The 24694-nt window shown below is 59.0% G+C and carries 24 protein-coding genes and 1 tRNA gene; 10 read left to right on the top strand and 15 right to left on the bottom strand.

Annotated elements, in window-relative coordinates; genetic code table 11:
- The first annotated feature begins 84 nt into the window (after nucleotides 1-84).
- The 4 genes from tsaB to MPRO_RS23315 all read left to right on the top strand — a co-directional run bounded on the left by tsaB (nucleotide 85) and on the right by MPRO_RS23315 (nucleotide 2794).
- On the top strand, nucleotides 85-768 hold the full coding sequence (gene tsaB / locus MPRO_RS23330) for a tRNA (adenosine(37)-N6)-threonylcarbamoyltransferase complex dimerization subunit type 1 TsaB (RefSeq protein ID WP_067298717.1): 684 nt from the start codon (nucleotides 85-87) through the stop codon (nucleotides 766-768).
- Between the two features lie 2 nt (nucleotides 769-770).
- Entirely contained in the window at nucleotides 771-1571 is an 801-nt protein-coding gene (locus MPRO_RS23325) for an undecaprenyl-diphosphate phosphatase (protein WP_067298716.1), read from the top strand.
- Nucleotides 1572-1651: 80 nt separating this feature from the next.
- Nucleotides 1652-1936, top strand: coding sequence for a hypothetical protein (locus MPRO_RS23320; RefSeq protein ID WP_067298715.1), 285 nt, complete (start codon nucleotides 1652-1654; stop codon nucleotides 1934-1936).
- A gap of 63 nt (nucleotides 1937-1999) precedes the next feature.
- Entirely contained in the window at nucleotides 2000-2794 is a 795-nt protein-coding gene (locus MPRO_RS23315; protein ID WP_067298714.1) for a class I SAM-dependent methyltransferase, read from the top strand.
- Nucleotides 2795-3230: 436 nt separating this feature from the next.
- On the opposite strand, the gene MPRO_RS23310 is transcribed toward MPRO_RS23315, so the two are convergent.
- Together MPRO_RS23310 and MPRO_RS23305 are read right to left on the bottom strand one after the other, a co-directional pair.
- Nucleotides 3231-5519: a 1-acyl-sn-glycerol-3-phosphate acyltransferase gene (locus MPRO_RS23310; protein ID WP_067298713.1), complete on the bottom strand. Its 2289-nt coding sequence runs from the start codon at nucleotides 5517-5519 to the stop codon at nucleotides 3231-3233.
- Between the two features lies 1 nt (nucleotide 5520).
- A complete protein-coding gene (locus MPRO_RS23305; RefSeq protein ID WP_067298712.1) occupies nucleotides 5521-5730 on the bottom strand; it encodes a SlyX family protein in 210 nt (69 codons plus the stop codon).
- A 192-nt stretch (nucleotides 5731-5922) separates the two neighbouring features.
- Between MPRO_RS23305 and MPRO_RS26535 the strand changes: the two genes are divergently transcribed.
- Nucleotides 5923-6366: a cold-shock protein gene (locus tag MPRO_RS26535; RefSeq protein ID WP_067298711.1), complete on the top strand. Its 444-nt coding sequence runs from the start codon at nucleotides 5923-5925 to the stop codon at nucleotides 6364-6366.
- A gap of 13 nt (nucleotides 6367-6379) precedes the next feature.
- Here the strand turns inward: MPRO_RS26535 and MPRO_RS23295 are convergent, their stop codons facing one another.
- Together MPRO_RS23295 and MPRO_RS23290 are read right to left on the bottom strand one after the other, a co-directional pair.
- Nucleotides 6380-6997 carry a DsbA family protein gene (locus tag MPRO_RS23295; protein WP_067298710.1) on the bottom strand — a complete coding sequence of 206 codons (618 nt, stop codon included), beginning with the start codon at nucleotides 6995-6997 and terminating at the stop codon, nucleotides 6380-6382.
- Nucleotides 6997-7857 (bottom strand): DUF72 domain-containing protein, encoded by an 861-nt coding sequence (locus tag MPRO_RS23290; protein WP_067298709.1) that lies wholly within the window; start codon nucleotides 7855-7857, stop codon nucleotides 6997-6999. The genes MPRO_RS23295 and MPRO_RS23290 overlap by 1 nt, the downstream gene beginning before the upstream one ends.
- Before the next feature lie 158 nt (nucleotides 7858-8015).
- Between MPRO_RS23290 and MPRO_RS23285 the strand changes: the two genes are divergently transcribed.
- A tRNA-Met gene (locus MPRO_RS23285) sits at nucleotides 8016-8092 on the top strand.
- Nucleotides 8093-9027: 935 nt separating this feature from the next.
- On the opposite strand, the gene MPRO_RS23280 is transcribed toward MPRO_RS23285, so the two are convergent.
- From MPRO_RS23280 to uraD, 4 genes are read right to left on the bottom strand one after another with little or no spacing between them, the layout of a single operon-like run.
- Entirely contained in the window at nucleotides 9028-10308 is a 1281-nt protein-coding gene (locus MPRO_RS23280; RefSeq protein WP_067298708.1) for a TRAP transporter large permease, read from the bottom strand.
- Entirely contained in the window at nucleotides 10305-10790 is a 486-nt protein-coding gene (locus MPRO_RS23275) for a TRAP transporter small permease (protein WP_067298707.1), read from the bottom strand. Before MPRO_RS23275 ends, MPRO_RS23280 begins: the two co-directional genes overlap by 4 nt.
- A 4-nt stretch (nucleotides 10791-10794) precedes the next feature.
- Nucleotides 10795-11787: a TRAP transporter substrate-binding protein gene (locus tag MPRO_RS23270; RefSeq protein WP_067298706.1), complete on the bottom strand. Its 993-nt coding sequence runs from the start codon at nucleotides 11785-11787 to the stop codon at nucleotides 10795-10797.
- 6 nt (nucleotides 11788-11793) lie between these two features.
- Entirely contained in the window at nucleotides 11794-12444 is a 651-nt protein-coding gene (gene uraD / locus MPRO_RS23265) for a 2-oxo-4-hydroxy-4-carboxy-5-ureidoimidazoline decarboxylase (protein WP_067298705.1), read from the bottom strand.
- Between the two features lie 28 nt (nucleotides 12445-12472).
- On the opposite strand from uraD, the gene MPRO_RS23260 reads away from it, so the two are divergent.
- A complete protein-coding gene (locus MPRO_RS23260; RefSeq protein WP_067298704.1) occupies nucleotides 12473-13402 on the top strand; it encodes a LysR family transcriptional regulator in 930 nt (309 codons plus the stop codon).
- 381 nt (nucleotides 13403-13783) lie between these two features.
- On the opposite strand, the gene MPRO_RS23255 is transcribed toward MPRO_RS23260, so the two are convergent.
- The 3 genes from MPRO_RS23255 to MPRO_RS23245 form a co-directional block, all read right to left on the bottom strand.
- A complete protein-coding gene (locus tag MPRO_RS23255; RefSeq protein WP_067298703.1) occupies nucleotides 13784-14797 on the bottom strand; it encodes an XdhC family protein in 1014 nt (337 codons plus the stop codon).
- 84 nt (nucleotides 14798-14881) lie between these two features.
- Nucleotides 14882-17068 carry a xanthine dehydrogenase family protein molybdopterin-binding subunit gene (locus MPRO_RS23250; RefSeq protein WP_067298702.1) on the bottom strand — a complete coding sequence of 729 codons (2187 nt, stop codon included), beginning with the start codon at nucleotides 17066-17068 and terminating at the stop codon, nucleotides 14882-14884.
- A gap of 13 nt (nucleotides 17069-17081) precedes the next feature.
- The gene (locus MPRO_RS23245) at nucleotides 17082-17540 is read right to left on the bottom strand and encodes a (2Fe-2S)-binding protein (protein WP_067298701.1); all 459 of its coding nucleotides are present in this window, start codon (nucleotides 17538-17540) and stop codon (nucleotides 17082-17084) included.
- Between the two features lie 176 nt (nucleotides 17541-17716).
- On the opposite strand from MPRO_RS23245, the gene MPRO_RS23240 reads away from it, so the two are divergent.
- On the top strand, nucleotides 17717-18598 hold the full coding sequence (locus MPRO_RS23240; RefSeq protein ID WP_067298700.1) for an AraC family transcriptional regulator: 882 nt from the start codon (nucleotides 17717-17719) through the stop codon (nucleotides 18596-18598).
- 31 nt (nucleotides 18599-18629) lie between these two features.
- Here the strand turns inward: MPRO_RS23240 and MPRO_RS23235 are convergent, their stop codons facing one another.
- On the bottom strand, nucleotides 18630-19790 hold the full coding sequence (locus tag MPRO_RS23235) for an acyl-CoA dehydrogenase family protein (RefSeq protein ID WP_067298699.1): 1161 nt from the start codon (nucleotides 19788-19790) through the stop codon (nucleotides 18630-18632).
- A gap of 170 nt (nucleotides 19791-19960) precedes the next feature.
- On the opposite strand from MPRO_RS23235, the gene MPRO_RS23230 reads away from it, so the two are divergent.
- Both MPRO_RS23230 and mobA read left to right on the top strand, forming a co-directional pair.
- The gene (locus MPRO_RS23230; RefSeq protein WP_067298698.1) at nucleotides 19961-21037 is read left to right on the top strand and encodes a TIGR04552 family protein; all 1077 of its coding nucleotides are present in this window, start codon (nucleotides 19961-19963) and stop codon (nucleotides 21035-21037) included.
- 524 nt (nucleotides 21038-21561) lie between these two features.
- Entirely contained in the window at nucleotides 21562-22185 is a 624-nt protein-coding gene (gene mobA, locus MPRO_RS23225) for a molybdenum cofactor guanylyltransferase (RefSeq protein WP_067298697.1), read from the top strand.
- A 4-nt stretch (nucleotides 22186-22189) separates the two neighbouring features.
- On the opposite strand, the gene MPRO_RS23220 is transcribed toward mobA, so the two are convergent.
- The 3 genes from MPRO_RS23220 to MPRO_RS23210 form a co-directional block, all read right to left on the bottom strand.
- Nucleotides 22190-22603 (bottom strand): gamma-glutamylcyclotransferase family protein, encoded by a 414-nt coding sequence (locus MPRO_RS23220; RefSeq protein ID WP_067298696.1) that lies wholly within the window; start codon nucleotides 22601-22603, stop codon nucleotides 22190-22192.
- A gap of 117 nt (nucleotides 22604-22720) precedes the next feature.
- The gene (locus tag MPRO_RS23215; RefSeq protein ID WP_067298695.1) at nucleotides 22721-24025 is read right to left on the bottom strand and encodes a TRAP transporter large permease; all 1305 of its coding nucleotides are present in this window, start codon (nucleotides 24023-24025) and stop codon (nucleotides 22721-22723) included.
- The gene (locus MPRO_RS23210) at nucleotides 24025-24609 is read right to left on the bottom strand and encodes a TRAP transporter small permease subunit (RefSeq protein ID WP_067298694.1); all 585 of its coding nucleotides are present in this window, start codon (nucleotides 24607-24609) and stop codon (nucleotides 24025-24027) included. The genes MPRO_RS23215 and MPRO_RS23210 overlap by 1 nt, the downstream gene beginning before the upstream one ends.
- Nucleotides 24610-24694 lie beyond the last annotated feature (85 nt).

Here is a 24694-nt window from a genome sequence, read left to right as displayed (position 1 = left end):
CTGCCCTTAATTTTCCGGGTCTGTGTTCGCTGTGTTTGTTGGCCAGGGCCTGTGCCTCAAAAGTTTGTGTTCAAGAAGGTCGTAATGAGCAAGATACTCGCACTGGATACCTCCACCGACGCCTGTTCCGTTGCCCTTTGGCAAGACGGTGAAGTGGTGGAAGATTTTCGCGTAGTGCCGCGCAAGCATATACAGCTGCTGCTGCCCATGACGGATGCGCTGCTGAGTGAGGCGGGCTTGAGTGCCCGTGATCTGGATGCGGTTGCCTTTGGCCGTGGGCCGGGCTCCTTTACCGGTATTCGTATCGCCACGGGCATTGCCCAGGGGCTGGCGTTCGCCGCGGATATACCTGTATTGCCCATCTCCACACTGGCTGCCATGGCGCTGGAACAGGGGCGCTTGCTGGGGGCTGAGCGGGTGATTGCAGCCCTGGATGCGCGCATGAACGAAATTTACTGGTGCGCCTTTCGGCTGGAAAACGGTCTGCCCGAAGCCATGCTGGATGAGCAGGTCTGTGCCGCTGACGAACTGCGGCTGATGGAAGAGGCGCGCTGGGAGGGTGTCGGCCCCGGTTTTAATTACCTGGCGGACATGAGTGCTGCGGTGCAGGCGGTTATTACCGCGCCTGTGCTGGATGTGTACCCAAGGGCCAGTTCGATGCTGCCGATTGCAGCACGGGATCTGGCCTGTGGGCGAGGGCTGGCACCCGAGGATGGTCTGCCAGTGTATATTCGTGAAGGTGGCTGGAAGAAAAAGGAACAGCAGTAAGCATGGATATTTACCAGGCCATTATATTGGCCGTGATTCAGGGATTGACCGAATTTTTACCGATCTCGAGCTCTGCCCATCTTATCCTTCCATCGCAGCTGTTTGGCTGGCCAGATCAGGGGCTGGCCTTCGATGTAGGCGTGCATGTCGGCACCCTGGTGGCGGTAATGTTCTATTTCCGTACTGATCTGGTGCGTTTGCTAAGTGCCTGGTTGCGCTCTCTTGCCGGCACCCGATCGGCGGACTCGGCCTTGGCCTGGTATCTGTTGCTGGCAACGCTGCCGGCGGTATTTGCGGGCTTTTTCCTCAGCAATATGATCGAACACCTTGCTCGCTCTATTCTGGTGATTGCCGGCACCACGCTGGTTTTTGGTGCCTTGTTAGGCTGGGCGGACAGCCGGCGCCGGGAAGTGCGTACACTGGGGAATCTGGGCGTGAGTGATGCGATCTGGATCGGTCTGGCCCAGGCCATGGCGCTGATGCCGGGTACATCGCGCTCCGGTATTACCATGACAGCGGGTCTTATGCTGGGATTTGAACGTGATGCGGCGGCACGATTTTCCTTCCTGCTGTCCATTCCGATTATCGTGGGTGCCGGTGTTTTCAAGGGCATCGATCTGGCGCAGTCTGGCACAGCGGCCAGTTGGGAGCTGGTGGGCCTGGGTGCGGTGCTGGCGGCACTCAGTGCCTGGGCCTGTATCTGGCTGTTTTTGAGCTGGCTGAACCGTATAGGCATGCTGCCCTTTGTTATTTACCGGATGCTACTGGGTGTCGCCTTGCTGGCGGTGTATTTCGTCGGTTGAAACGCTTTGGCGGGGCGCTGGCGTTTATTTCCGTTGCGGTATTGGCGATACTGAGCCCCTTAATATGCGGGGTGATATGAATGCAGATAGGCTCCAGTTTTCGCCTGCCGGCACCCAGGGCTGCGCGCAAGCGTCGTCAGGCGGATCGCAGCACTGTGGCCGAGCCGCAGGGCCCGGTGCGCGAAGGGGAATGGGAGCCGCGCCTGGCGAGCGAAAGAGCGGGGCGTCGGCGCGATGCCGAGACTGACGCACGCTTTGCTTCGCTGGATTACCACAGTCAGCGCGCCCTGCTGGCCTATGACGCTACCCAGTCGAGCAGCGCCTCAGGCCTGGCCGACGCCGCCTTTGTTGATGTGCTTATCTGATCATCAGTCTCCGCCCTTTTTTATTCGCAGCGCATGCCAAAGCTGCCACTGAACAGACCCCTCATGACAGAATCCGCCAGTCTTGCCGTTGAGTACGTTCATCCTGATCATCTTTCCCGTGCGCGGGCGCTGTCTGAGCAGCTGGGACTGGATTTGCTCTGTGGCGCAGATCTTGGCCGCTGTGACTATGAGTCGCTGCTGCGTGTCACTGCGCAAGGACTGCAGTTACAGCCCACTGGGCGCAAGGCGCCGGGCCCTGTATGGGTGGATTTTGTCGGCGGCGCCGTGGCCCATCGTCGGCTGCAGGGCGGTGGCTCTGGCCAGCTTATTGCCAAGGCTGTGGGCGTGCGCCAGGGTGTGCGGCCCAGGGTGGCGGATGTGACCGCGGGTCTTGGGCGCGACAGCTTTGTGCTGGCGAGTCTAGGCTGTGAGGTGCAGTTGATTGAGCGGGTGCCGGTGATTCAGCTGCTGCTGGCCGATGGCCTGGGTCGGGCCTGGCAGGATCCGGAGGTGGCGGAAATTGTCGCCCGCATGCAGCTGATCGAGACGGACAGCATTGCCTGGCTGGCCGAGCAGGCAGGGCGTGAAGACAGACCCCAGGTGGTGTATGTGGATCCGATGTTTCCACACTCGGACAAAAGCGCTCTGGTGAAAAAGGAAATGCGCCTGTTCCGCGATCTGGTGGGCGATGATGCGGATGCCGGTCTGCTGCTGGAGGCGGCGTTGGCCGCTGCAGCCAACCGGGTGGTGGTGAAACGCCCGCGCAAGGCGCCGGTGATTCCGGGCCCGGCGCCCAGTGTGCAGCTGGCGGGCAAGTCGAGTCGTTACGATATTTATGCGCTGAAAAAGCTGGTCTAGAGCACTTTCATCTTACCTCGACCCATTGCGATGGTTGAGACGAGATTAAGATGACCGTGTTGGAGTCTGTGCAGGCTGGGGTGTCGGAGCGGCTTGGTGGCTCATGTTGCGCCTTGCTGGCGCGGTACTGTCTTTGCTCGTGCAAAGACAGTAACCAAAGAAAGCACGCCCCAATGACGCCTTTTCGCTGCGCTCTGAGATCATTCGGCGGGCTGCGCTGAAGGTACATCCATGTACCTCATCGCAGGCGCATCAGTCCCTGCTGCGCCCCTTCGGGCCTATTCGTCGAATGACCTCAGTGCTCGCCGGCTTCATAAGGGGGAGCAAGAGCACGCTCATCTTACCTCGACCCATATTCGGACACCTCTAAGTAAGACAGCATTCAAAGCAACCTCGATCGACAGATAAGTGTTTCGTGAAAATGCTTTAGCAGGCTTCAGTCGTCCAGCTGCTGGTCGATGAAGTTCAGCCTGCGCTCTGTCAGCAGGCTCCGTGCCTGTTGCATCAGGCCATCAAGTGATACCCGTGGCTGAATTTGACTCCCCTTGAGTTGCAGAATCTCCCGGTCCAATAACTGCTCCACAAATCCGTTCAGTACCCGCTTGTCGGCATACTCCGCCGAATCAAAGCCGAACTCGCGTTGCAGCTTTGTCGCCAGTCGCAGAGACCTGTCCATCAGTTCGTCCAGCTCCAGCGCCTTGTAGCGCTGCAGTATTCTGCACAGCAGGTAGTAGCGCAGCAGCACGGGCTCGGCATTGCGCATCAGACACAGGGCTGTGTCGCTGTCACTGGCGTGCAGTTGTTTGCCCTCAGGTGTCAGCAAGCCCTGATCCAGCAGACTCTGGCGCAGTTGCACCGCCACGGCGCTGAAGTCCGGCTCGGGCCAGGGCAGGAAGAGCTCGGCCTGCAGGTAGGGATACAGCACTCGCAGCATGCGGGTAATCAGCTGCGGCATCGGCTTGGCGCTGCGCCTTACCAGCAGCAGGAGCAATCCTGGCAGCACGAACAGGTGCATCATATTGTTGCGATAAAAGGTCATTTCCCGCCCCTGGGCAGGCTCCAGTAGTACCTGGTTGCCGGACTGTTCGAGCTGTTTGCGGTCGCGGGCGCGGGCTATCCAGTGGGTTGGGGTTTCGGGCGGTACGCTTGCCGGGGCGTTCGGGAGCCGCTGAGCAAGCTGGCGCAGCTGGTCGCATTGCAGGGCCAGGCTGTCGCTATCCAGGATCAGCTGGGGTTGGCCCAGCATGACGGTCGCCAGCACTCCCGTCTCGGTCAGTACTGAAGCCTGGTTGATGCGTTCCAGTAGCAGGCGGCCAATAGCGTTGGCCTGGGGGCGGGTGGGCATATGGGGGTTGACCGCATCTGCCAGTGTTATGGGCTCGCCGATACTGACAGACACGCGGCCGAAGCGCTGGCGCAGCACCTGCCAGGCGCTTTGCAAGCTGTTGAAAGTGCCGGGATGGCGGCTGCTAGCACCGCTCAGCTCGCGCTGATAGCTATGGGCTTCGACCACCCGGTCATAGCCGATCCAGACGGGTACCAGTGCGACAGGGCGCTCAGGGCTTGCACACCAGGCATCCAGCGTCATGTTCAGCAGTCCTGTGCGGGCGGGCAGCAGGCGACCGGTGCGGCTGCGGCCGCCCTCGATAAAGTACTCCAGGGCATGGCCATGGCGCGACATCAGAGCCATGTACTGCTGGTAGAGCGCGCGGTAAAGGCCATCGTTCTGAAAGCTGCGGCGCATAAAGATGGCGCCACCACGTTTGAGTATCGGGCCTATGATCGGGATATCCAGATTGTCGCCGGCGGCGACGTGGGGCAGCATCAGGCCGTGGCGGTACAGCGCCCAGGACAGTAACAGGTAGTCCATGTGGCTGCGGTGGCAGGGCAGATATACCAGCTGATGGTCCAGGGCGTGTTCGCGCAGCCGATCGAGTCCGAGAATTTCAACATCGTCGTAGAGCCGGCGCCAGGTGGCATTGAGCAGTGGATGCAGCAGCCTTGCGGTGACCGGGCTGAAGTTGGCCGCAATGCGCTGCAGTTCGCGTGCAGCATAGCGACTAGCCTGGTGCAGGTTCTCGCGCTTTTCCCGGGCGCGCGTTGCGATGGCCTGCTGTACGCCTGGGTGGTGCAGGATCATGCTCATGAGTGTGCGGCGATGAGACAGATCGGGGCCGACTACAGCACGGCGCCGGGTGCGAAAGTGCTGCAACAGCAACAGGCTGGCTTTGCGCGTCAGGGCTCTGGCGTCGGGGGCGTTGCTGGTCAGATCCTGCAGCTGCAAGGGTGGGTCTATGTGAATCAGTGTCTGGCGGCCGTTGACCAGCAGCTGCATCAGGCGCCCGATGCGCCCGCCCTGATCCCAGGCCTCGGCGTACAGCAGATTGAGCCAGGAGGTTTCGCGGATTGGCAGGCGGCCGTGAAAGATGGACACCGGGATCAGTTCAACCTTGTATTGCGGATCTTGCAGGCTCAGCTGGCAGAGTTCGTCCAGATACTGTTTCAGTACTTGCTGGCCGCCGCTGCGGGCAAAAATGATCTGCTCGGTCTTAATGTCCACGCCTGCGCGGCGAGCCTGCTCGAGCAGCAGCTGCACATGGCTCCAGCGCTCGCTTTCCAGCACATAGCGCACCCGCGGACCGCCGTGCAGGTGGGTGCTTCCCAGGGTGGTCGCGGTAACGATCCAGGACAGTAGCGGGCGGCCGACCAGCTCGAGCAGCTTCATATCAGTAGTGCGGTGGCGGCGGTTCGTCGGCCATATCATCGGCCGATGCCGGTGCCAGCTGCTTGACCTGGCCGCTGAGGGCTTTGACCATGCTGGTAAGGCGCTGAATCTCGATATCCTGGCGTGCCACTATCGCGTTTAGCGTATCGAGGGTATCTTCCTGAAAGGCGATCCGGGACTCCAGATCGTCCAGTCTTGGTGTGTCGCTCATGTGCAATCGGTCCCGTGCAGGCGTGAAGGTTGCAGTCTATTCAGCCAGTATTCTACAGAGAATAGTCTATTAAAAGGCTTAAGCTGTTGAAAAAATACGCAAAATTCGCTATATGTTGCGATCGTCCCCCGTTCCGTTGGTGTGGGCGGGTTTATATTGATGTAAATGTATTAATACAAGAGATGACTATAAATGAGTGGTAATCAACTGATACGCGGTCTTGTTGTCAGTGCTTTAGCTGCAGTATTGATTCCGATTTTGTTGGCCGCTGTTGCCAACGTAGATGTAGCGCTGAGTGTTCCGGTACTGGCGGTAGTCTTTGCGGTTGTTCTGGCGGCTTCCCTGGCGTCGGGATGGGGTGTGAAATCCCAGACCCAGGCTACTGAAATGGAGTTGGGTGAAGAGGAGTATGATGACGAAAACGATGCCCGTGAAACCGGTCAGGTAAAGTGGTTCAACGTGTCCAAGGGTTTTGGCTTTATCACCCGTGAGAATGGCGACGATGTATTCGTGCATTTTCGAAACATTCGCGGTCGTGGACACCGTTCGCTGACAGAAGGTCAGCAGGTTCGCTTCAATGTACGTGAAAGCGACAAGGGTTTGCAGGCGGAAGACGTTTCAGTCGCCCGTACCTGATCCCAGGGGGAGCTCAGTGCTCCCCTGTTAATTTCTCCAGCTGCGCAATAATGCCGTCTGCCTGACGGTAACCTGTACTGAGCCAGTGCAGTTCCTCGCCTTTTTGCAGCAGTAGCGTCGGAAATCCCTGTACGCCCAAACTCCCCTTGATTGCCAGGTGTTGCTGCAGCATGCCCTGGGTCATTTCGTCGCCCAGATACTGGCCGAAAAGCTCGCCATCCAGCCCGATCTGTTGCGCCATTTCTGTCAGCACTTCTCTGTCGGACGGATTCTTCGCCTGCAGGTAATAGCCCCGCTGAATCGTATCGATCATGGTTTCCTGCGCACTCGGCTGAATGCGTGTGGCGGCAATCACCGCACGACAGGCGTCGTAGGTGGCGCGGCGCGGCTTGTTCAGGGTCCAGAAATCGTGATTGAAGGCGGTGCCCGTACGGTCTTCTATCTGCTGCCAGGTGGCCTGAATCTGGTGAGCCAGGCCTGCGTCCATCGGGTCGGTGTTGTCCGGTGCCAGCCCGCCCATGATGAAACTGACCTGCAGGTCGGGGAAGCGGCTGCGAACCGCCTGCAGCTCGGGGGCGAATGCCCAGCACCAGCTGCACATGGGGTCCATGATATAAATCAGAGCATTCATCAGAACAGCGTCTCCTGTTGTTGCACGGTTTGCACCCAGGGTATCAGTCCCTGGGCATCGGGGCATTCTGTGGCCAGTTCCCGGGCAAAATGCTCGGCCAGCAGAGGTGATTCACGGTTGTCCGGCGTATGAAAGAACAGATAGGGTTGGCGACCTTCATTCAGCCAGCTCGCGACCTTGCCAACCCAGGGCGCGAGCCAGGGGTCGGCGCTGCGATAATCCAGCGGGCTGATAAAGCGTACCATCGGCGTCTGCCCGGTGGCGATGACATGCAGCGGTACTCGTGGCTTCTTTTGCAATGCGTCCTGTGTCGCGGCATCGTCCCGCGGCAGTGCAAAGAGCGCCCGGGTATCGAACAGGGTACGGTTGATGCCTCGTTCGATCAGCAGGCGGTTGAGCGCACGTTCCGCATCGCCCTTGGCGAAAAAGTCGGGGTGCCGCACTTCCAGGGTGTAGCTGAAACCTTCCGGCAGCTGCGTGATAAATTGCCTCAGGGTATCGAGGCCGTCAGGCCCAAAGCGTGCCGGTAGCTGAATGAACAGCTGACCGAGCTTTTCCTGCAGCGGGCTGATGCAGTCAATAAAGCCGCGCAGTTCGTCCTGGCAGTGACGCAGTTGCAGGTGATGGCTGATTTGCTGCGGCAGTTTGAGGCAAAACCGGAAATGCTCAGGTGTTTCCTGTCGCCAGCGCTCAATGGTGGTGGCGTTGGGCAGCGCATAGAAGGTGGAGTTGCCCTCTACCGAGGAAAAGTGCGAGGCGTAGCGTTGCAGGGTCGACTGTGCGGTCGGGCCACTCAGGGCGCTGCTGCCCCAGTCTGAATGGTTCCACTGGGGCAGGCCTATGTAATAGCGTTTGGGCACCTGAAGATCCGCTCGTCCGCTCTGGTTGGAAGACCTGAGTATACCGAGGTTGCGAGCGGGCGTGGCTGTTACCGCGCCCTGTCAGGTGCTATAAAAAGTATTTTGTTTCAGAGGGTTGCGCTATTCGGAAAAGGCGCGTAATATTCGCTCCACGTTGATGCGGGGTGGAGCAGTCTGGTAGCTCGTCGGGCTCATAACCCGAAGGTCATAGGTTCAAATCCTGTCCCCGCTACCATATTTTTAAGTCAGTAATTAGTATTATTGGCTTTACAAAAAAGGCTCGAAGTTGATGAAACTTCGAGCCTTTTTTGTATTTGTACAGAAAAAATAAAAGCGTCGGGCTCGCTCTTTATAACTGCAGCGAAGGTCATAGGTTCAAATCCTGTCCCCGCTACCATATTTTTAAGTCAGTAATTAGTATTATTGGCTTTACAAAAAAGGCTCGAAGTTGATGAAACTTCGAGCCTTTTTTGTGTTTGTACAGAAAAAATAAAAGCGTCGGGCTCGCTCTTTATAACTGCAGCGAAGGTCATAGGTTCAAATCCTGTCCCCGCTACCATTTTTAAGAAAAAAGGCTGAAGTCGAAAGATTTCAGCCCTTTTTCGTTTTGAACCGTAAGCCGTAAGCCGTAAGCCGTAAGAGCGTAAAGCGTCGGGCTCGCTCTCTATAACTGCAGCGAAGGTCACAGGTTCAAATCCTGTCCCCACTACCTCATTTAGAGACCGGTAATTGTTGATCATCGGTTTCGCAAAAAAAGGCCTGGCATCGAAAAATTTCGGGCCATTTTTGTATGATTTCCGATCTGTAGAAGAGCAAAGCAGGCGTCGGTTTCGTTCCTCTGTACCGCAACGACGCAGTGCTACTGGCAGGTGCTATACCGAAGTGCAAAGGGGGTGGGGTCCTGTTGGACGGAAGGGCCTCTGCATACCTGCAATTGGACAGTCGGGCCTTTGCTCGGTCAGCAGCCAGGGTCACCGAAGGCGCGATGATCGCGGCGTCGCAGACCGCCGCCCGCTTGGCCAGGTTTTCCTGTGCATGTGTCTCTGCGGTCTGCGCTTCGACGGGAGGCTGGATGTGCGGAAATACAGTCTCGGTCGCACTGCCGACACTGTCTCTGCGATACGTTAAGTCAGAGCCTCGATCGTGCTGGGGTCGATTAGCAGAAGAGCATCAGTAGCCCAGCCGTTCCGGCAGCCAGGTGACCACGCCTGGAACCAGCATGCACAGCAGCAGGAGGGCATACATCGCCGCGATGAAGGGCCAGCTTTCGCGCACGAGATCGCCCATCTTGACCCCTGTGATACCGCAGACCACGAAGAGGATCACACCAACCGGTGGCGTCAGCATGCCGATAACCAGATTCAGCACGAAGAGAAACCCAAAGTGCAGAGGGTCGATCCCGTATTGCAGCGCGATTGGATGAAACAGCGGCACCAGCATGATGTAGGCTGCGTTGGATTCAAGGAACATGCCGACCACCAGCAGCGTGACTGCGATCAGGCAGAGAAAGGCGAAAGGGCTATCGGTGATGCCCTGAAGCAGTCCTGCGAGCTTGAACGGCAGCATGTCGATGGTGAAGAGGAACGTCACAGTTGAAGCAAAGGCGATCATGGCCCCGACAAGGGCCGAGGTCTTGGCTGCCGTCAGCAGGACTTCGGGCAGGTCGGCGAGCTTAAGTTGCCGTGTGACAAAGAAGCCAAGAAACAGCGCGTAGCAGACGCCGATGGCCGCGCCCTCCGTCGGAGTAAACGCGCCGGCGATGATACCGCCGATGACGAGGATCGGCATCAGGAATACCAGGAAGGAACGGCGCAATTCGCGCAGGATGTTGCGCAGGGTGACCGGGTTACCTGACAGCGGATAGTCTCGCTTCCAGGCGATAAGCCAGCACAGTGCCATGAAGGTGAAGAACAGAATCAGGCCCGGGAGCACCCCGGCCATGAACAGCCCGCCGACCGAGACGCTTGACCCGGCCATGAAGGCATAAACGATCATCGCGCCCGACGGCGGAATGATCGGTCCCAGGTTGGAAGCCGCAGCAACGATGCCGGTGGAAAACCCCAGTCCGTATTGCTTTTTCAGCGACGGCACCAGGGTTGAGGATAGGGCTGAGGCATCAGCCACTGCTGCCCCCGACACAGACGCGAGGCCCGCGCCCGAGATGATCGCCACCTGTGCCAGGCCGCCGCGCATTCGCCCGATGAAGGCGTTGGCGAAGTCGACCAGCCGGGTCATGATCCCGCCCTTAAGCATCAGCTCGCCCGCGATCATGAACAGCGGGATCGACATCAGTGGAAAGGAATTAACCGCATTCATAAGCCGGGGCGGCAGGACCAGCAGATCAAACCCGGCAAGCCATAGCCCGGCGAGAGCCGAGACACCCAGAGAAAAAGCCAGTGGCATCCCCAGAAAGGCACATACAAGGAAGGCTCCGATGACGAACAGGCTCATGAAGCAGGCTCCGACGGAAAAAGGGCCATCTGGGCAAGATGCAGGGCGCAATGCAGCGCGCCAATGATGACCGGAAAGAAGAAGATGCTTGAGGTCAGGTTGATGGCGCCCAGTCGTTCAGACCAGGTGGCCAGCGCCACGACGATAGATGTCCAGAACATCACCAGCATCATCGCGGCGGCGATAGCGTTAGTAGCGCGGGCGACGAGCGACCGCAGGCCTGAGGGAAAGCGCTTGACCAGCAGTTCGATGCCCACATGGGTGCCGTCACGAATGCCTAGCGGGATAGCGAGAAAAATTGTCCATACAAAGGCGATTCGCGAGACTTCGTCCGCCCAGTCGAAGGAGCCGTTGAATACGTAGCGCATGACCACCTGCGCCGACACGACAGCAACCATCGCTGCCGCGCCGAGGATCACCAGGTAACGCGCGCCTGTATCGGCGCGCGTCAGGATCAAGGTTAAGATGCGATCCACCCCCATCGGATCACATACCAAGCTTGGCAGTTTCTGCGTCCAGCAGAGTGACGAGAGCCGGGTCGAGACGGGCCTTGGTGTCAGCTGCGACGCCAGCGGTTTCTTCGCGCAGAGCCGCTGCCAGTTCGGGTGACACTTCGTTATAGGTCATGCCCTTTCCGATCAGCGTATCAAGGCCTGCAGCGTCCTGTTCGGCCGCCAAAGTGCGCTGATAGGCGATGGCGGTATCCATGGCTTCACGTACCATGGACTGGGTGTTGGCATCGAGTCCATCGAACCATTTCTTGTTCGACACGACCGAGATGAAGTCGAAGAAATGCCCCGTGTTGGACACGTATTTCTGCACTTCCGCGTAGCCCGCCACGTTGATGATGGCAAAGGGGTTTTCCTGGCCGTCAATCACGCCCTGTTCCAGCGCCGAGTACAGCTCCTTCACGTCCATCGCTACAGGGTTGGCGCCCAGAGCGCGGAAGGTGGCAAGGTGGGTTTCATTTGGCTGAAGGCGGACCTTGAGGCCTTCGATATCTTTGACGGACACAATCGGGTGGTCATTGTTGGTCAGCTGGCGAAAGCCAAGTTCCATGTAGCCCATGGAGGTCATGCCCTCAGCGGACATTTTCTGGTCCAGTGCGGCGCCGACCGGGCCGTCAACCACCGCAAAGGCGGTGTCGCGGTTCGGAAACTGGAATGGCAGGCCGATCACTTCCAGCTCGGGCACGGTGCGGGTCAGGTAGGCTGTGCCGACCCACATTAGCTCAATGGCGCCAATCTTGACGGCCTGCACGTTTTCGGCTGCGCCACCAAGCTGTTGGGCGGGGAATATGTTGACGTCGATTTCACCTTTTGACAGTCGCTCGAGCTCTTCCTCGAACTTCACCATGGCGAGGGACGAGGAATGTTCGCTGGCGAAGTTACCGGCAACGCGGATGACATCCTGAGCCTGGGCCGAGGCGGCGGTCAGGGCAATGACAGAGGTGGCGAGAAGTGTTTTGATGAAGGTCATGGGCGTTTACTCCAGTCTATCGATGAATTTGAAAAAGTCAGTTTCGATTGTTTCTGCGCAGGGTCCGAAAGTCCGGGCCGCTCTGGCGTGGATCACCGAGGCGATCTCGGCCAGAGTGGTGGTATGTGCTTCGAGCCGTGTCGCGCCGAGGCGGCATTCCAAAATGGCAAACAGCACCTGTAGATCAGCAACGCGGTGCAAGGCGATGATGAACGGATACCCGAAGCGCCCGCGATATTCGGCATTGAGCCGGGCAAGGCGCGCCACGTCATCTGACGCAAGATTCAGCAGGCCGAGGCGACTCTGTTCACCCGTGGAGGCTGCGGTCATGCAGCCCTCCAGCGCCTCGCGTCCTGCCAGCTCAGGATGAGCCTTGAAGAGCTCAATGCGCCGCGGCGCGCCGGCGGCGAGAATCGTCTCTACGAGCGCCTCTGCCACTGCTTCGCCGCTTTCAAAAGGGCGGTCGTCAATGGTCGCCTCGCCGACCCAGGCGGACCGTTCGACCAGAGGCGCGATCATCGCGACTGCGACTGCGCGGGGGGCGGTATTTAGAACTTCGAGGGGGTTTGGCATCGATTCGGTGGCTCGGAGTTTTGCTGCGTTGACCTCAGTTAGCCAGAGATCTGCATTGTAATCCATGACATTATCAGCAATCATCCGTTCGCATAATTAGTATGGACGCATCATGGCTCTTCACCTTACCCCACGCGGATTGCACTACGTGGTTGCTGTGGCCGAACACGGTTCTATCCAGGCCGCGTCCAGGGCCATAGGCATCGCCGCCTCTGCGATCGACCGCCAGATCAAGATTCTGGAAGAACGATTGGGAGTCCTGCTGTTTGATCGGATGACGACCGGCATGTCACTGTCGCCAGCGGGCGAGATGTTCGTTGTCCTGGCGCGGCGCTGGAAAGCCGACGAGAACCGGATCTTGTCTGACGTAAAACAGATGCAGGGCCTCGACATGGGCCATATCCGGGTTGTAGTAATGGACAGCCTGGTCAACGGGCTGGTGCCGCAGTTCCTGTCGAAGATGGCAGAACGCTATCCGCGTGTTCGCATCGATGTCGATGTAGTAACACCGGATGGCGCCGTGACAGCCTTGGAAGAAGGGCATTGCGATATCGCCCTTGCTTTCAACTTGCGGCCGCAACGGGACGTGCATGTCCTTTGGTCAGCTGACTTGCCGCTTTATTGTATTGCCAGTCCGGATCACCCATTGACCAGCAGCACTAAGGTGGCGTTGAAGGATGTACGCGATCATTCGATCGTGGTGCAGAGCCGCGCACTGCCGATCCGACGGATCCTTGAAGCACGGCACTCGTCGATGTTCTCGGACGGCCCGCGTCTGGTGGTCACTAATTCCCTGCAGCTGCTGAAGTATCTTGTGGTTGCTGGAAGTCACATTGCATTGACGTCGGAAATGGATGCTGCACCAGAACTTCTGGAGGGTCGAGTGGTTGCGATTGCAGTGACCGGCATCAACATGCCTTCTCAGAATATTAGCGTCGCCATTAATTCCCATCGCACTTTGCCGAGGATCGCGATGGTTGTCGCCGACATTCTGGCGCAAGAGGCAAAAACGATGCTGGAGGCGGTGCGCGCTCGGTCCTGATGTTCAGTTGCTGTAGCCTGAACTCAGCAAAGTCTCTGACGTTTCTGCATGATATCGGTTGTTGCTGAAGGGCAAGCGAAAGGCCGCAATGCACAAGCTGGACCGTGGCGAGCTAACAACAGGTCAGCGGCCGATTTGGGCCCAGACTGAACCCATCGCAATCTGATTCAATGAACGATCCGAGCTTCTCGGGTTTTTGCGAACCAGTGTCCAAGTGGTATCCCCGCTAGCCTACTTAGAGATCGCTAATCTGTGGTTTGCAGTTTTGCGAAAAAGGCCTGAAGTTGAAAGACTTACGGCCATTGCGTGGTTATTGGAAAGGCAAAGCAGGCGTCGGTTTGGGTCCTCTGAATCGCAACGAAGTGGTGCTACGAGGGGGATCTATACCGAAGTGCTGAGGGAGCGGGCGCTACGTTGGTGTAGCCGGGCGTGGCATTCGGCGAGTATGGCCAGGGCGATGCTTTCGGGCAGTTCGGCGCCTATGTCGAGTCCTGCGGGGCCGGCGACTGGGGTGGCGAGCTGGGCTTCGTTCAAGTTCGCGGCCTGCAGTACCTGGTCACGGCGGTGGTGCGGGCCCAGCAGGGCGCAGTAGTGCAGCGGCGTGCTGTTGAGTGCTGCCAGGGCGGCGGCATCAAGGCCTATGTTGTGTGTCATCAGTACAGCGGCATCGACCTTCTCGGTACGGGCATAGTCGGCGAGGCCGTCGACGGACGTCTGGATGATGCGATTGGCTGTGGGAAAGTGTTCACGCCTGCCATTGGCGGGGCGCGGGTCCCACAGGCTTGTGTGCCAGCCCAGCTGGTGCGCCATGGCGACCAGGGGGCGAGCATCAAGGCCGCCGCCTGCGATCAGCAGGTGGGGGGCGGGGCGGATCCGTGTTACCAGCCACTGTTGCTCGGCTTCCATGATCAGGCGGGATGCCGGGGTCATGGTTTCGCTGGACGCGTCTGTGGCAATAAAGCGGCTTTCTGTCTGGCCGGCGGCATCGGGAATGCGCTGGTACAGATAGCCGCCGGTGCGGTTAGCGAGCGCCTGGTGCAGGGTATCGAGCTGCAGGTACTGCTGCTGCGCCTGAATGGGTTGCAGCAGAATATGCACGGTGCCGCCGCAGCCGATGCCCAGCTGATACGACAAATCGTCCTCGTCACTGCCGTCGTAACAGAGTGTCATGGCTTTGTGGCTGTGCATGACCTGGCGGGCATGACGGTGAATGTCGGACTCCAGGCAGCCACCGCTGAGCAGGCCGAACTGCTGCCCCAGGCTGTTGAACAGCATGGTGGCACCGGGCTTGCGGTAGCAGGGGCCCTCTGTCTGGTAAACGGTACCCAGCACCCAGTCGGCACTGTCCCGCTGGGGGTACCATTGCTGCAGCAGGTGGGAGAGGTCATTCGCCATTATCAGGGCTCATTCTTTATAAAGCATTGTTCATAAATAGAAAGGGATGACCGGGCACGCCCTGGGGTGGCCCGGTAGTGTCGTTTAGCTGCTGAGCTTGAGTGGCAGGCGCTGGAAGCGCTGGCCGGTGGCGGCACTAAGTGCATTGGCAACGGCCGGTGCTATGGGTGGCGTACCGGGTTCGCCCACGCCCGTAGGGGCTTCTGCCGAAGGCATGATATGTACCTCGATGGCCGGCATCTGGTTAATGCGCAGCACCTGGAAGTCGTGGAAGTTGGACTGCACGACCTGGCCCTCGTTAAGGGTGATTTCACTCAGTAATGCCGCAGACAGGCCAAAACCGATACCGCCTTCGATCTGGGCGCGGATGATATCCGGGTTGATGGCCAGGCCGCAGTCCACCGCGCAGACGACGCGTTCCACTTTGAAGCTGCCGTTTTCCTGTACCGAAACCTCGGCCACCTGGGCCACGAAGCTGTTAAAGGATTCGTGCACGGCGACACCGCGTCCCCAGCCTTCGGGCAGCTTTGTGCCCCAGTCGGCCTTCTCGGCTGCCATTTTCAGTACTGCATGGTGACGGGGGTGCTGGCTGAGCAGTTGGAGGCGAAAGTCGACAGGGTCCTGCTTGGCGGCTCGAGCCAGTTCATCGACAATAACTTCGGTGGAAAAGGCGGTGTGGCTATGGCCTACCGAGCGCCACCATTGCACCGGCACTGGGTGATCCACGCTATGCAGTTCTACCTGCAGATTCGGAATTTGGTAGGGCAGAGTTGATGCGCCTTCGACCGAGGTGGAGTCAACACCATCCTTGATAGAGTAGCTCTCGAAGGCCGTGCCCTTCATGATGGACTGACCAACGATGCGCTGCTCCCAGGCGATGGGCTTGCCGCTGGCGTCAAGGCCTGCGCGGACCTTGTGCACGTACATCGGCCGGTAATGGCCAGCGCGGGTATCATCTTCGCGGGTCCAGACCAGCTTCACCGGGGTGCCGCGTTTGGCATTCGCGATCAGGGCGGCTTCAAGCACGTAGTCTGCCTGGGGGTTGGCGCGCCGGCCAAAGCTGCCACCGGCAAACAGCATGTTGATCCTGACCTGTTCGGGCTTGAGGTCCAGGGCGGAGGCGACAGCATTCTGGTCGATACTCTGAAACTGCTCGCCATTCCAGATTTCACAGCCAGTATCGTTCACCAGCACCACGGCATTCATGGGCTCCATGGGTGCATGGGCCAGGTAGGGCATTTCGAATACGGCCTCCACCACTGTTGTTGCGCTGGCAAGCGCTGAAACCGCATCACCGTCGGCGCGGGCGACGGCGCCTGGCTGATCGGCCAGGGCGCGGTACTCGCGCAGCATCTCATCGCTACTGGCCATGAAGGCGTGGCTTTGATCCCACTTAATGTCGAGCAGGTCGCGGCCCTTCTTGGCGCTCCAGAAATCCTTTGCCAGCACTGCGATGCCGCTGGGAATCTGTACAACATCGACCACACCCGGCGATGCCAGAGCCTTGGTAGCGTCATAGTGCTGGACGCTGGCGCCAAAGCGCGGTGGATGGGCGACCAGGGCCGTCAGCATGCCCTCCAGCTGTACATCCTGGGTGAACAGGGCGCCGCCGTCGGTTTTACCGCGATCGAGCCGTGGCAGTGACTGGCCTATGTAGGCAAAGTCTGCCGGGTCTTTCAGGCGCAACGATTTCGCATCCGGAATGGGTTGCTGCGCGGCTAGCTCCGCCAGTTCACCAAAGCCGGCACTCTTGCCTGAGGCGCTGTGGCTGAGAATGCCCTGGCTGACCTGAATCTCGGCGGCGGGGACTTTCCAAAGCTTGGCTGCGGCGGCGACCAGCATGGCCCGTGCGGTGGCGCCGGCGGTGCGCATTTGCATAAAGGAGTTGGCCATGGCGGTGCTGCCACCCGTGCCCTGTACGGTGCCAAAGAGCAGATTATTGTAACGTGAGGCATCGGCCGGCGCGCCTTCTGCAACGAGCGCAGACCAGTCTGCATCGAGTTCTTCGGCCACCAGGGTGGCAAGGCCGGTGAAGGTGCCCTGGCCCATTTCCAGGTGTTTCATTAGTACGGTGACGCGGCCATCGGTGCCGATGCGGACAAAGGCATTGGGCTCAAAGTCGACGCCAGCGGCGGCAGTGGATTCGGCGGCCAGTGCCAGTGGCAGGTTCATGGCCAGGGTCAGGCCTGCACCTGCGGTGGTGATGAGTTTCAGAAAGTCGCGGCGGCTGGTGCTATGGCTGCGGGGCTGGCTGGGAGTAATTCGGCGCATCTGGATAGTCCTCTTATGCCAGCTGAGCGGCGGCTTGCTTGATGGCGCTGCGAATGCGGACATAGGTGGCGCAGCGGCAGATATTACCCGCCATTGCGGCGTCTATGTCGGCATCGCTGGGCTGGCGGTTTTTTTCCAGCAGGGCGGTGGCCGACATGATTTGCCCTGACTGGCAGTAACCGCACTGGGGGACTTCAAGTTCGATCCAGGCCTGCTGTATCGCCTGTGCGACCACTGATTCGATACCTTCGATGGTTGTGATTGCCTTGCCTTGCACCGCCGAGATCGGGGTGACGCAAGAGCGCGTTGGCTGGCCATCAACATGAACGGTGCAGGCACCACACATGGCCATGCCGCAGCCGAATTTTGTACCGGTCAGGTGCACATGGTCGCGGATGGCCCAGAGCAGGGGGGTGTCGGGCGTGGCGTCCAGCGCATGGCTGGCACCGTTTACCTGGATCGTAATGGGCATGGGATTCTCCTGAACTGGCATAAGTGGATAATCTAGCCGCGATCACTGCGCAGCTGATAGCGTGATCATCCGAACTACTTGCCTAAAACTCCAGAATTGCTATTTAGTCATGGCACGCCTTTGCCGGCGCGGGGCATAATTATCGCCATTGTGGAGCATATGCGCTGGAGGGTTTGATGGGGTTAAATTCAGAGTTGGCGCAGGCCATAGCGGCTCAGGGCAAGGCCGATGGGGCCTGCCTCACGGCGGTGAATGGTCTGACGCTCTACCGCAGTGGTGGTGTTACGGCGCGCATGCCTGCGGTCTATGAGCCATCGATATGCGTGATTGCCCAGGGGCGCAAGCAGATTTTTTACGGTGAGCATACCTGCAGTTATGATCAGCACAATTATCTGATCAGTTCCCTGACGCTGCCGGTGGATGTACAGGTGGTCGATGCCGCTGAAGACAAGCCCTATCTGGGGCTGAGCCTGGCGGTGGATCGAGACCTTGTGGGCCAGTTACTGCAGGAAATGGAAGCGCTGGGAAGCCTGCCATCGGGGGCCGCTGCAGCGCCGATTATCAGTGCCACTCTGGTGACCGAGCGGTTGCAGCAGTGCCTGGTACAGCTCGTTGGAACGCTCTCTGATCCGGTGGACCGACAGGTGCTCGGCCCTGTGCTGCAGCGGCAGATTTACTATGAGGTGCTCAAGGGCCCCTGCGGCTACCTGCTGCGCAACTGTGTGACCAGTCACGCAGGTGCCAACCGTATTGCGCCGGTGGTGCATTTTATCGAGGCTCATTTCCATGAGTCGCTGGATATCGACAGCATTTCGCGCTTTGCCGGCATGAGTGCCTCGTCACTGCACGAGCATTTCAAGCAGGTCACCTCGATGTCGCCGATGCAGTTCGTCAAGAATCTGCGCCTGCACCGCGCCCGCGCCATGCTGCTCAGTGGCAACCAGGCCAGTGATACCTCCTATCGGGTGGGCTACAGCAGTCCGTCCCAGTTCAGCCGCGAGTTCAAGCGTCTGTTCGGTGAGCTGCCCCGCGATGTTCAGGCCAGCGCTGCCCCTTGATTGGGGTAGGTGAAGAGCGGGAGAGGGGCTTCTAGTTAACGTACTGGCGCAGTATGTCCCGGGCGATCACGATGCGCTGTACTTCGCTGGTACCCTCGTAAATAGTGGTAATGCGTGCATCCCGCGTCATGCGCTCCAGCGGGTATTCGCACATGTAGCCGTAACCGCCGAGCAGTTGCAGCGCGCTGTAGCAGGCCTGGTTGGCCTTTTCGCTGGCGAACAGCTTGGCCATGGATGCTTCCCTGGCAAAGCTTTGTCCCTTCTCCTTGCGATCGGCTGCGCTCATCAATAGCAGGCGTGCGGCTTCTAGCTCAGTGGCACGATCGGCAATAATCCACTGCAGGCCCTGAAAATCGGCGATAGCGTGGCCGAACTGCTTGCGCTCGGTGGCGTAGCGGGTGGCGTAGTCCATTGCTGCCAGGCCAATACCCAGGGCCAGCGAGCCTACGCCAATACGACCACCTGCAAGCTCCGAAACAGCAATGCGAAAGCCATCATTGAGCTTGCCTAGTAGTGCGTTTTTGGGGATCTCGACGTCGTCAAAATGCACTTCGTTGGTGGCTGAGCCACACTGCCCCATTTTGTGTTCGGCCGGGCCTACACTGATACCGGGCCTGTTCGCTTCCACCAGAAAGCAGCTGATGCCCTTGCCCTTGGCGGCCGCAGGATCTGTGACAGCCCAGACTACAAAAACTCCGGCAAATTCTGCGCTGGTAATCCACTGCTTGGTGCCACTGATGCGCCAGCCATCGGCCGTTTGCTCGGCGCGGGTGCGCATTGAGGCCGGGTCTGAACCTGCACCGGCCTCGGTCAGGCAGAAACTGCCACTGAGGTACTCACCACTGCAAAGCTTGGGCAGATAGGCGGCTTTCTGTGCGTCGTTCCCCACCGCCTGTATCACTTCGGCCACCATGTTGGTGACCGACATGGTAACGGCCGTGGCGGCGCAAGCTCTGGCGATTTCGGTAATCGCCAGGCTAAAGGCCACCACGCCGGCCTCGGTGCCGCCGTACTCGCTGTCGATGTTCAGACCCATGAAGCCGAGTTCCGCGAGCTTGGCGCAGTGCTGTTTGAGCAGCGCATGATTGGCGGTGCGATCGAGCTCGGCGGCGACGGGGGCCAGCTCTGCTTCTGCAAAACGGCGCGCTGTGTCCTGAATCAGGCTTTGTTCTTCGGTCAGTGACAGGTCCATGGCGGGCTCCGCAGCTTTTTGGGGGACAGGGTGGATGATAAGGGAATATACCTATTTATACGTGAGCTTTACCTTAACGTAAAGTTTGCTATTGCAGGCGTTGCGCCACGCTTGACAGCATTGGCTATCGGCAGCATGGTGGGCTCTCTGGCTGTAAATGGACTGACTCGATGGCAAAACGCGAAGAGGGGGCGACTCTGGCGCCCAGACTCAGCAGTGCGGCGGAGCTTGATATTCCCTGGTCCACGCTTGAAACCCTGATTGGTGGCCGTTCTGTAGTGGATCTGCAGCAGTTGCCGGCGGCGGACGAGCGCTCAGCCGTCCGTTTCCTGCAGGCCTACGGTTTTGATCCCACCGATCCAGGCGATTGCCGCGCCATGGAGCAGATTCATGCGCGCGCCATTCGCTATCTGGATGAAGTGGTGTTGCCCTGGCAGTGGCTCGGGGCCGTGCCCGAGCCCTGGCGCAGCATGCCGATCGAGGATCTGCTGGTCGCCGCAGCAAAGCCGCCCAGCGGTGAGTGGCCCAACTGGCCCTGTGTCCTGCTAAAGGTGCTGCACTGTGCCACTCATGCGCTCTTCAGTTTGGACATCGAAGCGCACCAGGCGGCGCTGCAGAGTGTGCGCGCGCGCTTCTTGCCTTTTCTGTTCGAGCAAGGGGGGCAGCAGTGGATTGGTGATGAAAACTGCAAGATTCCGCTGGTGGATTTCCACATCAAGGAGGAAAAACCCTTCGAGCGCTTTATGACCAAGTTGCTGCACAAACCCGGCAACCTGGCGCTGGAGGTGTTCGATCGCCTGGGTGTGCGGCTGGTGACGCACGATATTTTTGCGGCGGTGCTGCTGATCAAGTTCCTGCGCAGCCGCAATATCATCATGTTTGCCAATCAGCTGCCTGAGCGCAGCCGCAACTCCCTTGCCGAGCTTGATGAAATACATAGGCTCTATGGCGTCAGTGCGCCGCCCTTTATCCTTGAACAGCCAGCGGGCGCCATGCTGCCGTCATCGGAGTTGTCCAGTGACAACCCTTTTAGTGACCGCGCCTTTCGCATGTTCAAGTTTGTCGAACGGCTTATCGTCAAGCTGCCGGATGGCCGGCGCAGCATCTATCCCTATGAAATCCAGCTGCTGGATTGCAATGCCTGGGAGTCGTCGCTCAGCGGTGATGCTACGCACTCAGCCTATGAAGCCCGTCAGCTAAAAAGGGTGCGTCAGCGCCTGTTTGGTCACCTGCCGCAGGGTAGCTGAAGTGTTCGTGCTGTTTTGGTCGCGCAAGGGGAGCGGCGGTGATGCCAGCATGGTATCCAGCCTATGAAGCCCGTCAGCTAAAGAGGGTGCGTCAGCGCCTGTTTGGTCACCTGCCGCAGGGTAGCTGAAGTGTTCGTGCTGTTTTGGTCGCGCAAGGGGAGCGGCGGTGATGCCAGCATGGTATCCAGCCTATGAAGTCCGTCAGCTAAAGAGGGTGCGTCAGCGCCTGTTTGGTCACCTGCCGCAGGGTACCTGAAGTGTCCGTGCTGTTTTGGTCGCGCAAGGGGAGCGGCGGTGATGCCAGCATGGTATCCAGCCTATGAAGTCCGTCAGCTAAAGAGGGTGCGTCAGCGCCTGTTTGGTCACCTGCCGCAGGGTAGCTAATCATCCATTTAGATGCAGCAGTCACCTGCAGTTGCTTGAGTCACGCCGGTCGCTGGTATATGGTCGCGAATCTGCGTTTCTGGCAGCGGCTTTTTTGCGCTCTGCCTGGGCACTTTCTTATCTGATAACAGGGGTTGGGTGTGAAGCTGGATGCGCTGATTCTGGCCGGTGGTGAAGGCCGGCGAATGGGAGGGAGCGACAAGGGACTGCTCAGCCTGGCGGGGCGGCCCATGATCGATCATCTGGAGGCGCGTCTGCGGAGCTGTGCCGAGCATGTCTGGATTAGCTGTCGTGCCGATCAGGCGCCGGATTACGCAAATGTTGCCGATGGTCTGCTGTTGGACCAAGGCGACAGTCTTGGTCCTCTCAGCGGCATTAGCCGGGCGCTGCATGGGCTGAGCTGCAGCCATCTTCTGATTACGCCCTGTGATACGCCGCTGGTGTCGCTGACAAGTTTCCAGCAAATGATTGCGCATAGCACGGCGGCGCCCGAGCAAATAGTGGTGGTGCACGATGGTGACTACCTGCAGACCCTGCACCTGATAGTGCCGGTAGCGAAGGCGGCATCGCTGGATAGGTTTCGGACTACAGGCCGGCGGGCGGTGCGGGGCTGGCTGGAGCAGGAGGGCTATGTTGAATGTCACTGCCAGTCTGCGCAGGAGTTCATGAATATCAACACTCAGGCAGCGCTTGCACAGGCGCAGGCGCTGCTGAATGAGTCCGGGACCGGAGTGTTGGATGGAGAGCTGAGGACTGAGGATTGAGGGATCAGGTCTGCGGTTGAGCGCAGCCATGTAAAAACTGGGTGAGTTGCCGTTCGACAAAGTAGTCCAGCTGCCAGGGCTGGTCAGTGAGCTGAACACATGCCTCGGGTGTGAACACGTAAGTCCAGGCGTCGAGCTTCGTCCCATCAGGCATTTGAACCTTTACCTGGCAGCGCAGGTAGAGGCTGCCCTCGTAGAAATCAAGCCGTTCCAGCGCGTCCTGGTCAATCGCCTGGTACAGTCGGCCCAGGGTCTGTTGGCCACTATCGGGCACGATTGCCGGGAAAGCCTTGCCCCGTACCTGATAGCAAACATATTCCTTCAGTGTCGCACTCAGGCTTTCACCCGCCGGACGGCCAATCACGGTTTCAATCACTTCAGGCACCATCAGGGTGCCATAGGTAAAAAGTCTGTTCATGTCAGGCTCTGCAGCTGTTCTGTGATCTGTGTTTTTCTGGGGTGATTAACACTATCACAGAACAGCGTGACGGGCGGCTGACTGCGGGTTACAGCGAGCTGCTTTCCCGCCCAAGCCTCAGTTAAGCATCCAGAGCGCGGTTTGTGGCCACGCCAGTAATAGCGCAAGTACACAGAGTTGCAGGGCGATAAAGGGCAGCACGGCGATAAAAATATCCTTGAGGCTGACCTCCGGCGGGGCTACGCCCTTGAGGTAAAACGCGGCCGGGCCAAAGGGTGGCGACAGGAAGGATACCTGCATGTTTACGGCGAACAGGATACCGAACCACACCGGATCAAAGCCCAGTTGCACTACGATGGGGACGAAGATCGGCAGGGCCAGCATGGCGATGCCGATCCAGTCGAGGAAGAGCCCCAGTACCAGCAGTATGGCCATCATCACCAGAATGATAACGATCGGTGCCACGTCCAGTCCGTTAATCATGCCGGACACAAAGCGATTCCCGCCCATCAGGTTGTAGACGCCCACCAGGGCTGCAGCACCGATGCCGATCCAGATAATCATGCCGCAGGTGATCATCGTCTGACCCAGGCTGATATGCATCACCTTCAAGGAGAATTCGCCGCGCAGTACTATGGCCAGCAGCACACCGAATACGCCCATGGCGGCGGCTTCAGTCACCGAGGCAATGCCGCCGTAAATGGTGCCCAGCACCAGGCCTGCAATCATCCCCGGCACAATAATCGCTTTTAGTGCCTGGCGCTTGCTGTTAAAGCCGGTGTTGTCATCTTCCGGGCGCAGCGGCGGCCCCATGGCGGGATTGCGGATGCAGCGTACCAGCACATAGGCGATGTAGGAGGCCATCAGAATGACCGCAGGCGTAATGGCGGCGGTAAAGAGGTCGGCGATCGACACGCTGGCGATCATGCCGTAGATGATCAGCACGATGGAGGGCGGCATCATGGTGCCGAGCGCCCCGCCGGCACAGACCACGCCTATGGACAGGTGTTTGTCGTAACCCAGGCGCAGCATCTGCGGCAGGGCAAGAATACCAAGCAGTACAATCTCACCGCCGATAATGCCGGACAGTGCCGCCAGGAAAAAGGCCACCACTATGGTCTGTACCGCCACGCCACCGGGCAGGCGACCGGCAAACATGCGCATGGCATTGAACAGATCCTTGGCGATGCCGGAGCGATCCAGCAAGGACGCCATTAGTACAAACATGGGAACCGCCACCAGCGAATACTCAGTAACAAAACCGTACACCCGGCTGGTGACCAGCGGCAGGGCGTTGCTGCCGAACCAGCCAAAGGTAAAGGCCATGGCTATCAGGCCAGTAATAAAGGCCAGCGGCAGGCCGGTGACCAGCAGGGCGAAAATCAGCCCGACCATCAAAAAGGTAGCGTTGGCAATATCCATTAACGGGACTCCTCGGTGCCTTGTGCGCGCTGGCACGACTGGATCAGGTGCAACAGCGCCTGCAGCATCATGAGGCCCAGGGCAAACAGGATGATACCCTTGGTGAGAGCAGGCATAGGTGGGTTCCAGGATGTGCCCGAGCGCTCGAGTTGCCATTCACCCAGCGGATTGTGAGAAGCGCGCCAGAACATGTTGAAAGCCGCATAGGACATGGCGACGCAAAAGCCAAGAGTTACAAAGTCGTTGAAACGGTCGAACCAGATACGAAATTCCGGTTTGACGCTGTCGTAGAGTACGCGCACGCGAATATGCCGGTTTTTGGCCAGGGTTGCAGGCCCGCCAAGGGCAAAGCTCACCGCGACCAGAAAGACCACGCTTTCGTGTACCCAGGATGTGGGCGAATCGAAGACATAGCGCATGATGACTTCGAATACGCTGATGGCCATGGCCAGAAAAACCAGCCAGGCCGCTGCTGCACCAAAGCGTGAAATGACCCGGTCCAGGCCATTGCGTTCGCCGCCGACCATAGAGTCGTGAATAGGGCTGTCTTCGGCAGGTGTTGGGGTGTTGGAAAGGGTAGACATGAAGCCTCCGCACGGGCTGCAGTGCAGCCCGTCATTCGGATTGAAAACGGAGCGGGTCAAGGAGGTTGTCCGACAATACTCAACC

This window comes from Marinobacterium profundum, assembly GCF_001528745.1.
Classification (GTDB): domain Bacteria; phylum Pseudomonadota; class Gammaproteobacteria; order Pseudomonadales; family Balneatricaceae; genus Marinobacterium_A; species Marinobacterium_A profundum.
The sequence above is the reverse complement of the archived record's forward strand: the minus strand, read 5'-3'. Positions and strand labels throughout refer to the sequence as shown.

What these genes read in the sequence shown, in the direction of transcription:
- tsaB (WP_067298717.1), top strand. Translation starts at nt 85, where the DNA reads ATGAGCAAGATACTCGCACTGGATACCTCCACCGACGCCTGTTCCGTT.
- MPRO_RS23325 (WP_067298716.1), top strand. Translation starts at nt 771, where the DNA reads ATGGATATTTACCAGGCCATTATATTGGCCGTGATTCAGGGATTGACC.
- MPRO_RS23320 (WP_067298715.1), top strand. Translation starts at nt 1,652, where the DNA reads ATGCAGATAGGCTCCAGTTTTCGCCTGCCGGCACCCAGGGCTGCGCGC.
- MPRO_RS23315 (WP_067298714.1), top strand. Translation starts at nt 2,000, where the DNA reads ATGACAGAATCCGCCAGTCTTGCCGTTGAGTACGTTCATCCTGATCAT.
- MPRO_RS23310 (WP_067298713.1), bottom strand. Translation starts at nt 5,519, where the DNA reads ATGAAGCTGCTCGAGCTGGTCGGCCGCCCGCTACTGTCCTGGATCGTT.
- MPRO_RS23305 (WP_067298712.1), bottom strand. Translation starts at nt 5,730, where the DNA reads ATGAGCGACACACCAAGACTGGACGATCTGGAGTCCCGGATCGCCTTT.
- MPRO_RS26535 (WP_067298711.1), top strand. Translation starts at nt 5,923, where the DNA reads ATGAGTGGTAATCAACTGATACGCGGTCTTGTTGTCAGTGCTTTAGCT.
- MPRO_RS23295 (WP_067298710.1), bottom strand. Translation starts at nt 6,997, where the DNA reads ATGAATGCTCTGATTTATATCATGGACCCCATGTGCAGCTGGTGCTGG.
- MPRO_RS23280 (WP_067298708.1), bottom strand. Translation starts at nt 10,308, where the DNA reads ATGAGCCTGTTCGTCATCGGAGCCTTCCTTGTATGTGCCTTTCTGGGG.
- MPRO_RS23275 (WP_067298707.1), bottom strand. Translation starts at nt 10,790, where the DNA reads ATGGGGGTGGATCGCATCTTAACCTTGATCCTGACGCGCGCCGATACA.
- MPRO_RS23270 (WP_067298706.1), bottom strand. Translation starts at nt 11,787, where the DNA reads ATGACCTTCATCAAAACACTTCTCGCCACCTCTGTCATTGCCCTGACC.
- uraD (WP_067298705.1), bottom strand. Translation starts at nt 12,444, where the DNA reads ATGATTGCTGATAATGTCATGGATTACAATGCAGATCTCTGGCTAACT.
- MPRO_RS23260 (WP_067298704.1), top strand. Translation starts at nt 12,473, where the DNA reads ATGGCTCTTCACCTTACCCCACGCGGATTGCACTACGTGGTTGCTGTG.
- MPRO_RS23255 (WP_067298703.1), bottom strand. Translation starts at nt 14,797, where the DNA reads ATGGCGAATGACCTCTCCCACCTGCTGCAGCAATGGTACCCCCAGCGG.
- MPRO_RS23250 (WP_067298702.1), bottom strand. Translation starts at nt 17,068, where the DNA reads ATGCGCCGAATTACTCCCAGCCAGCCCCGCAGCCATAGCACCAGCCGC.
- MPRO_RS23245 (WP_067298701.1), bottom strand. Translation starts at nt 17,540, where the DNA reads ATGCCCATTACGATCCAGGTAAACGGTGCCAGCCATGCGCTGGACGCC.
- MPRO_RS23240 (WP_067298700.1), top strand. Translation starts at nt 17,717, where the DNA reads ATGGGGTTAAATTCAGAGTTGGCGCAGGCCATAGCGGCTCAGGGCAAG.
- MPRO_RS23235 (WP_067298699.1), bottom strand. Translation starts at nt 19,790, where the DNA reads ATGGACCTGTCACTGACCGAAGAACAAAGCCTGATTCAGGACACAGCG.
- MPRO_RS23230 (WP_067298698.1), top strand. Translation starts at nt 19,961, where the DNA reads ATGGCAAAACGCGAAGAGGGGGCGACTCTGGCGCCCAGACTCAGCAGT.
- MPRO_RS23220 (WP_067298696.1), bottom strand. Translation starts at nt 22,603, where the DNA reads ATGAACAGACTTTTTACCTATGGCACCCTGATGGTGCCTGAAGTGATT.
- MPRO_RS23215 (WP_067298695.1), bottom strand. Translation starts at nt 24,025, where the DNA reads ATGGATATTGCCAACGCTACCTTTTTGATGGTCGGGCTGATTTTCGCC.
- MPRO_RS23210 (WP_067298694.1), bottom strand. Translation starts at nt 24,609, where the DNA reads ATGTCTACCCTTTCCAACACCCCAACACCTGCCGAAGACAGCCCTATT.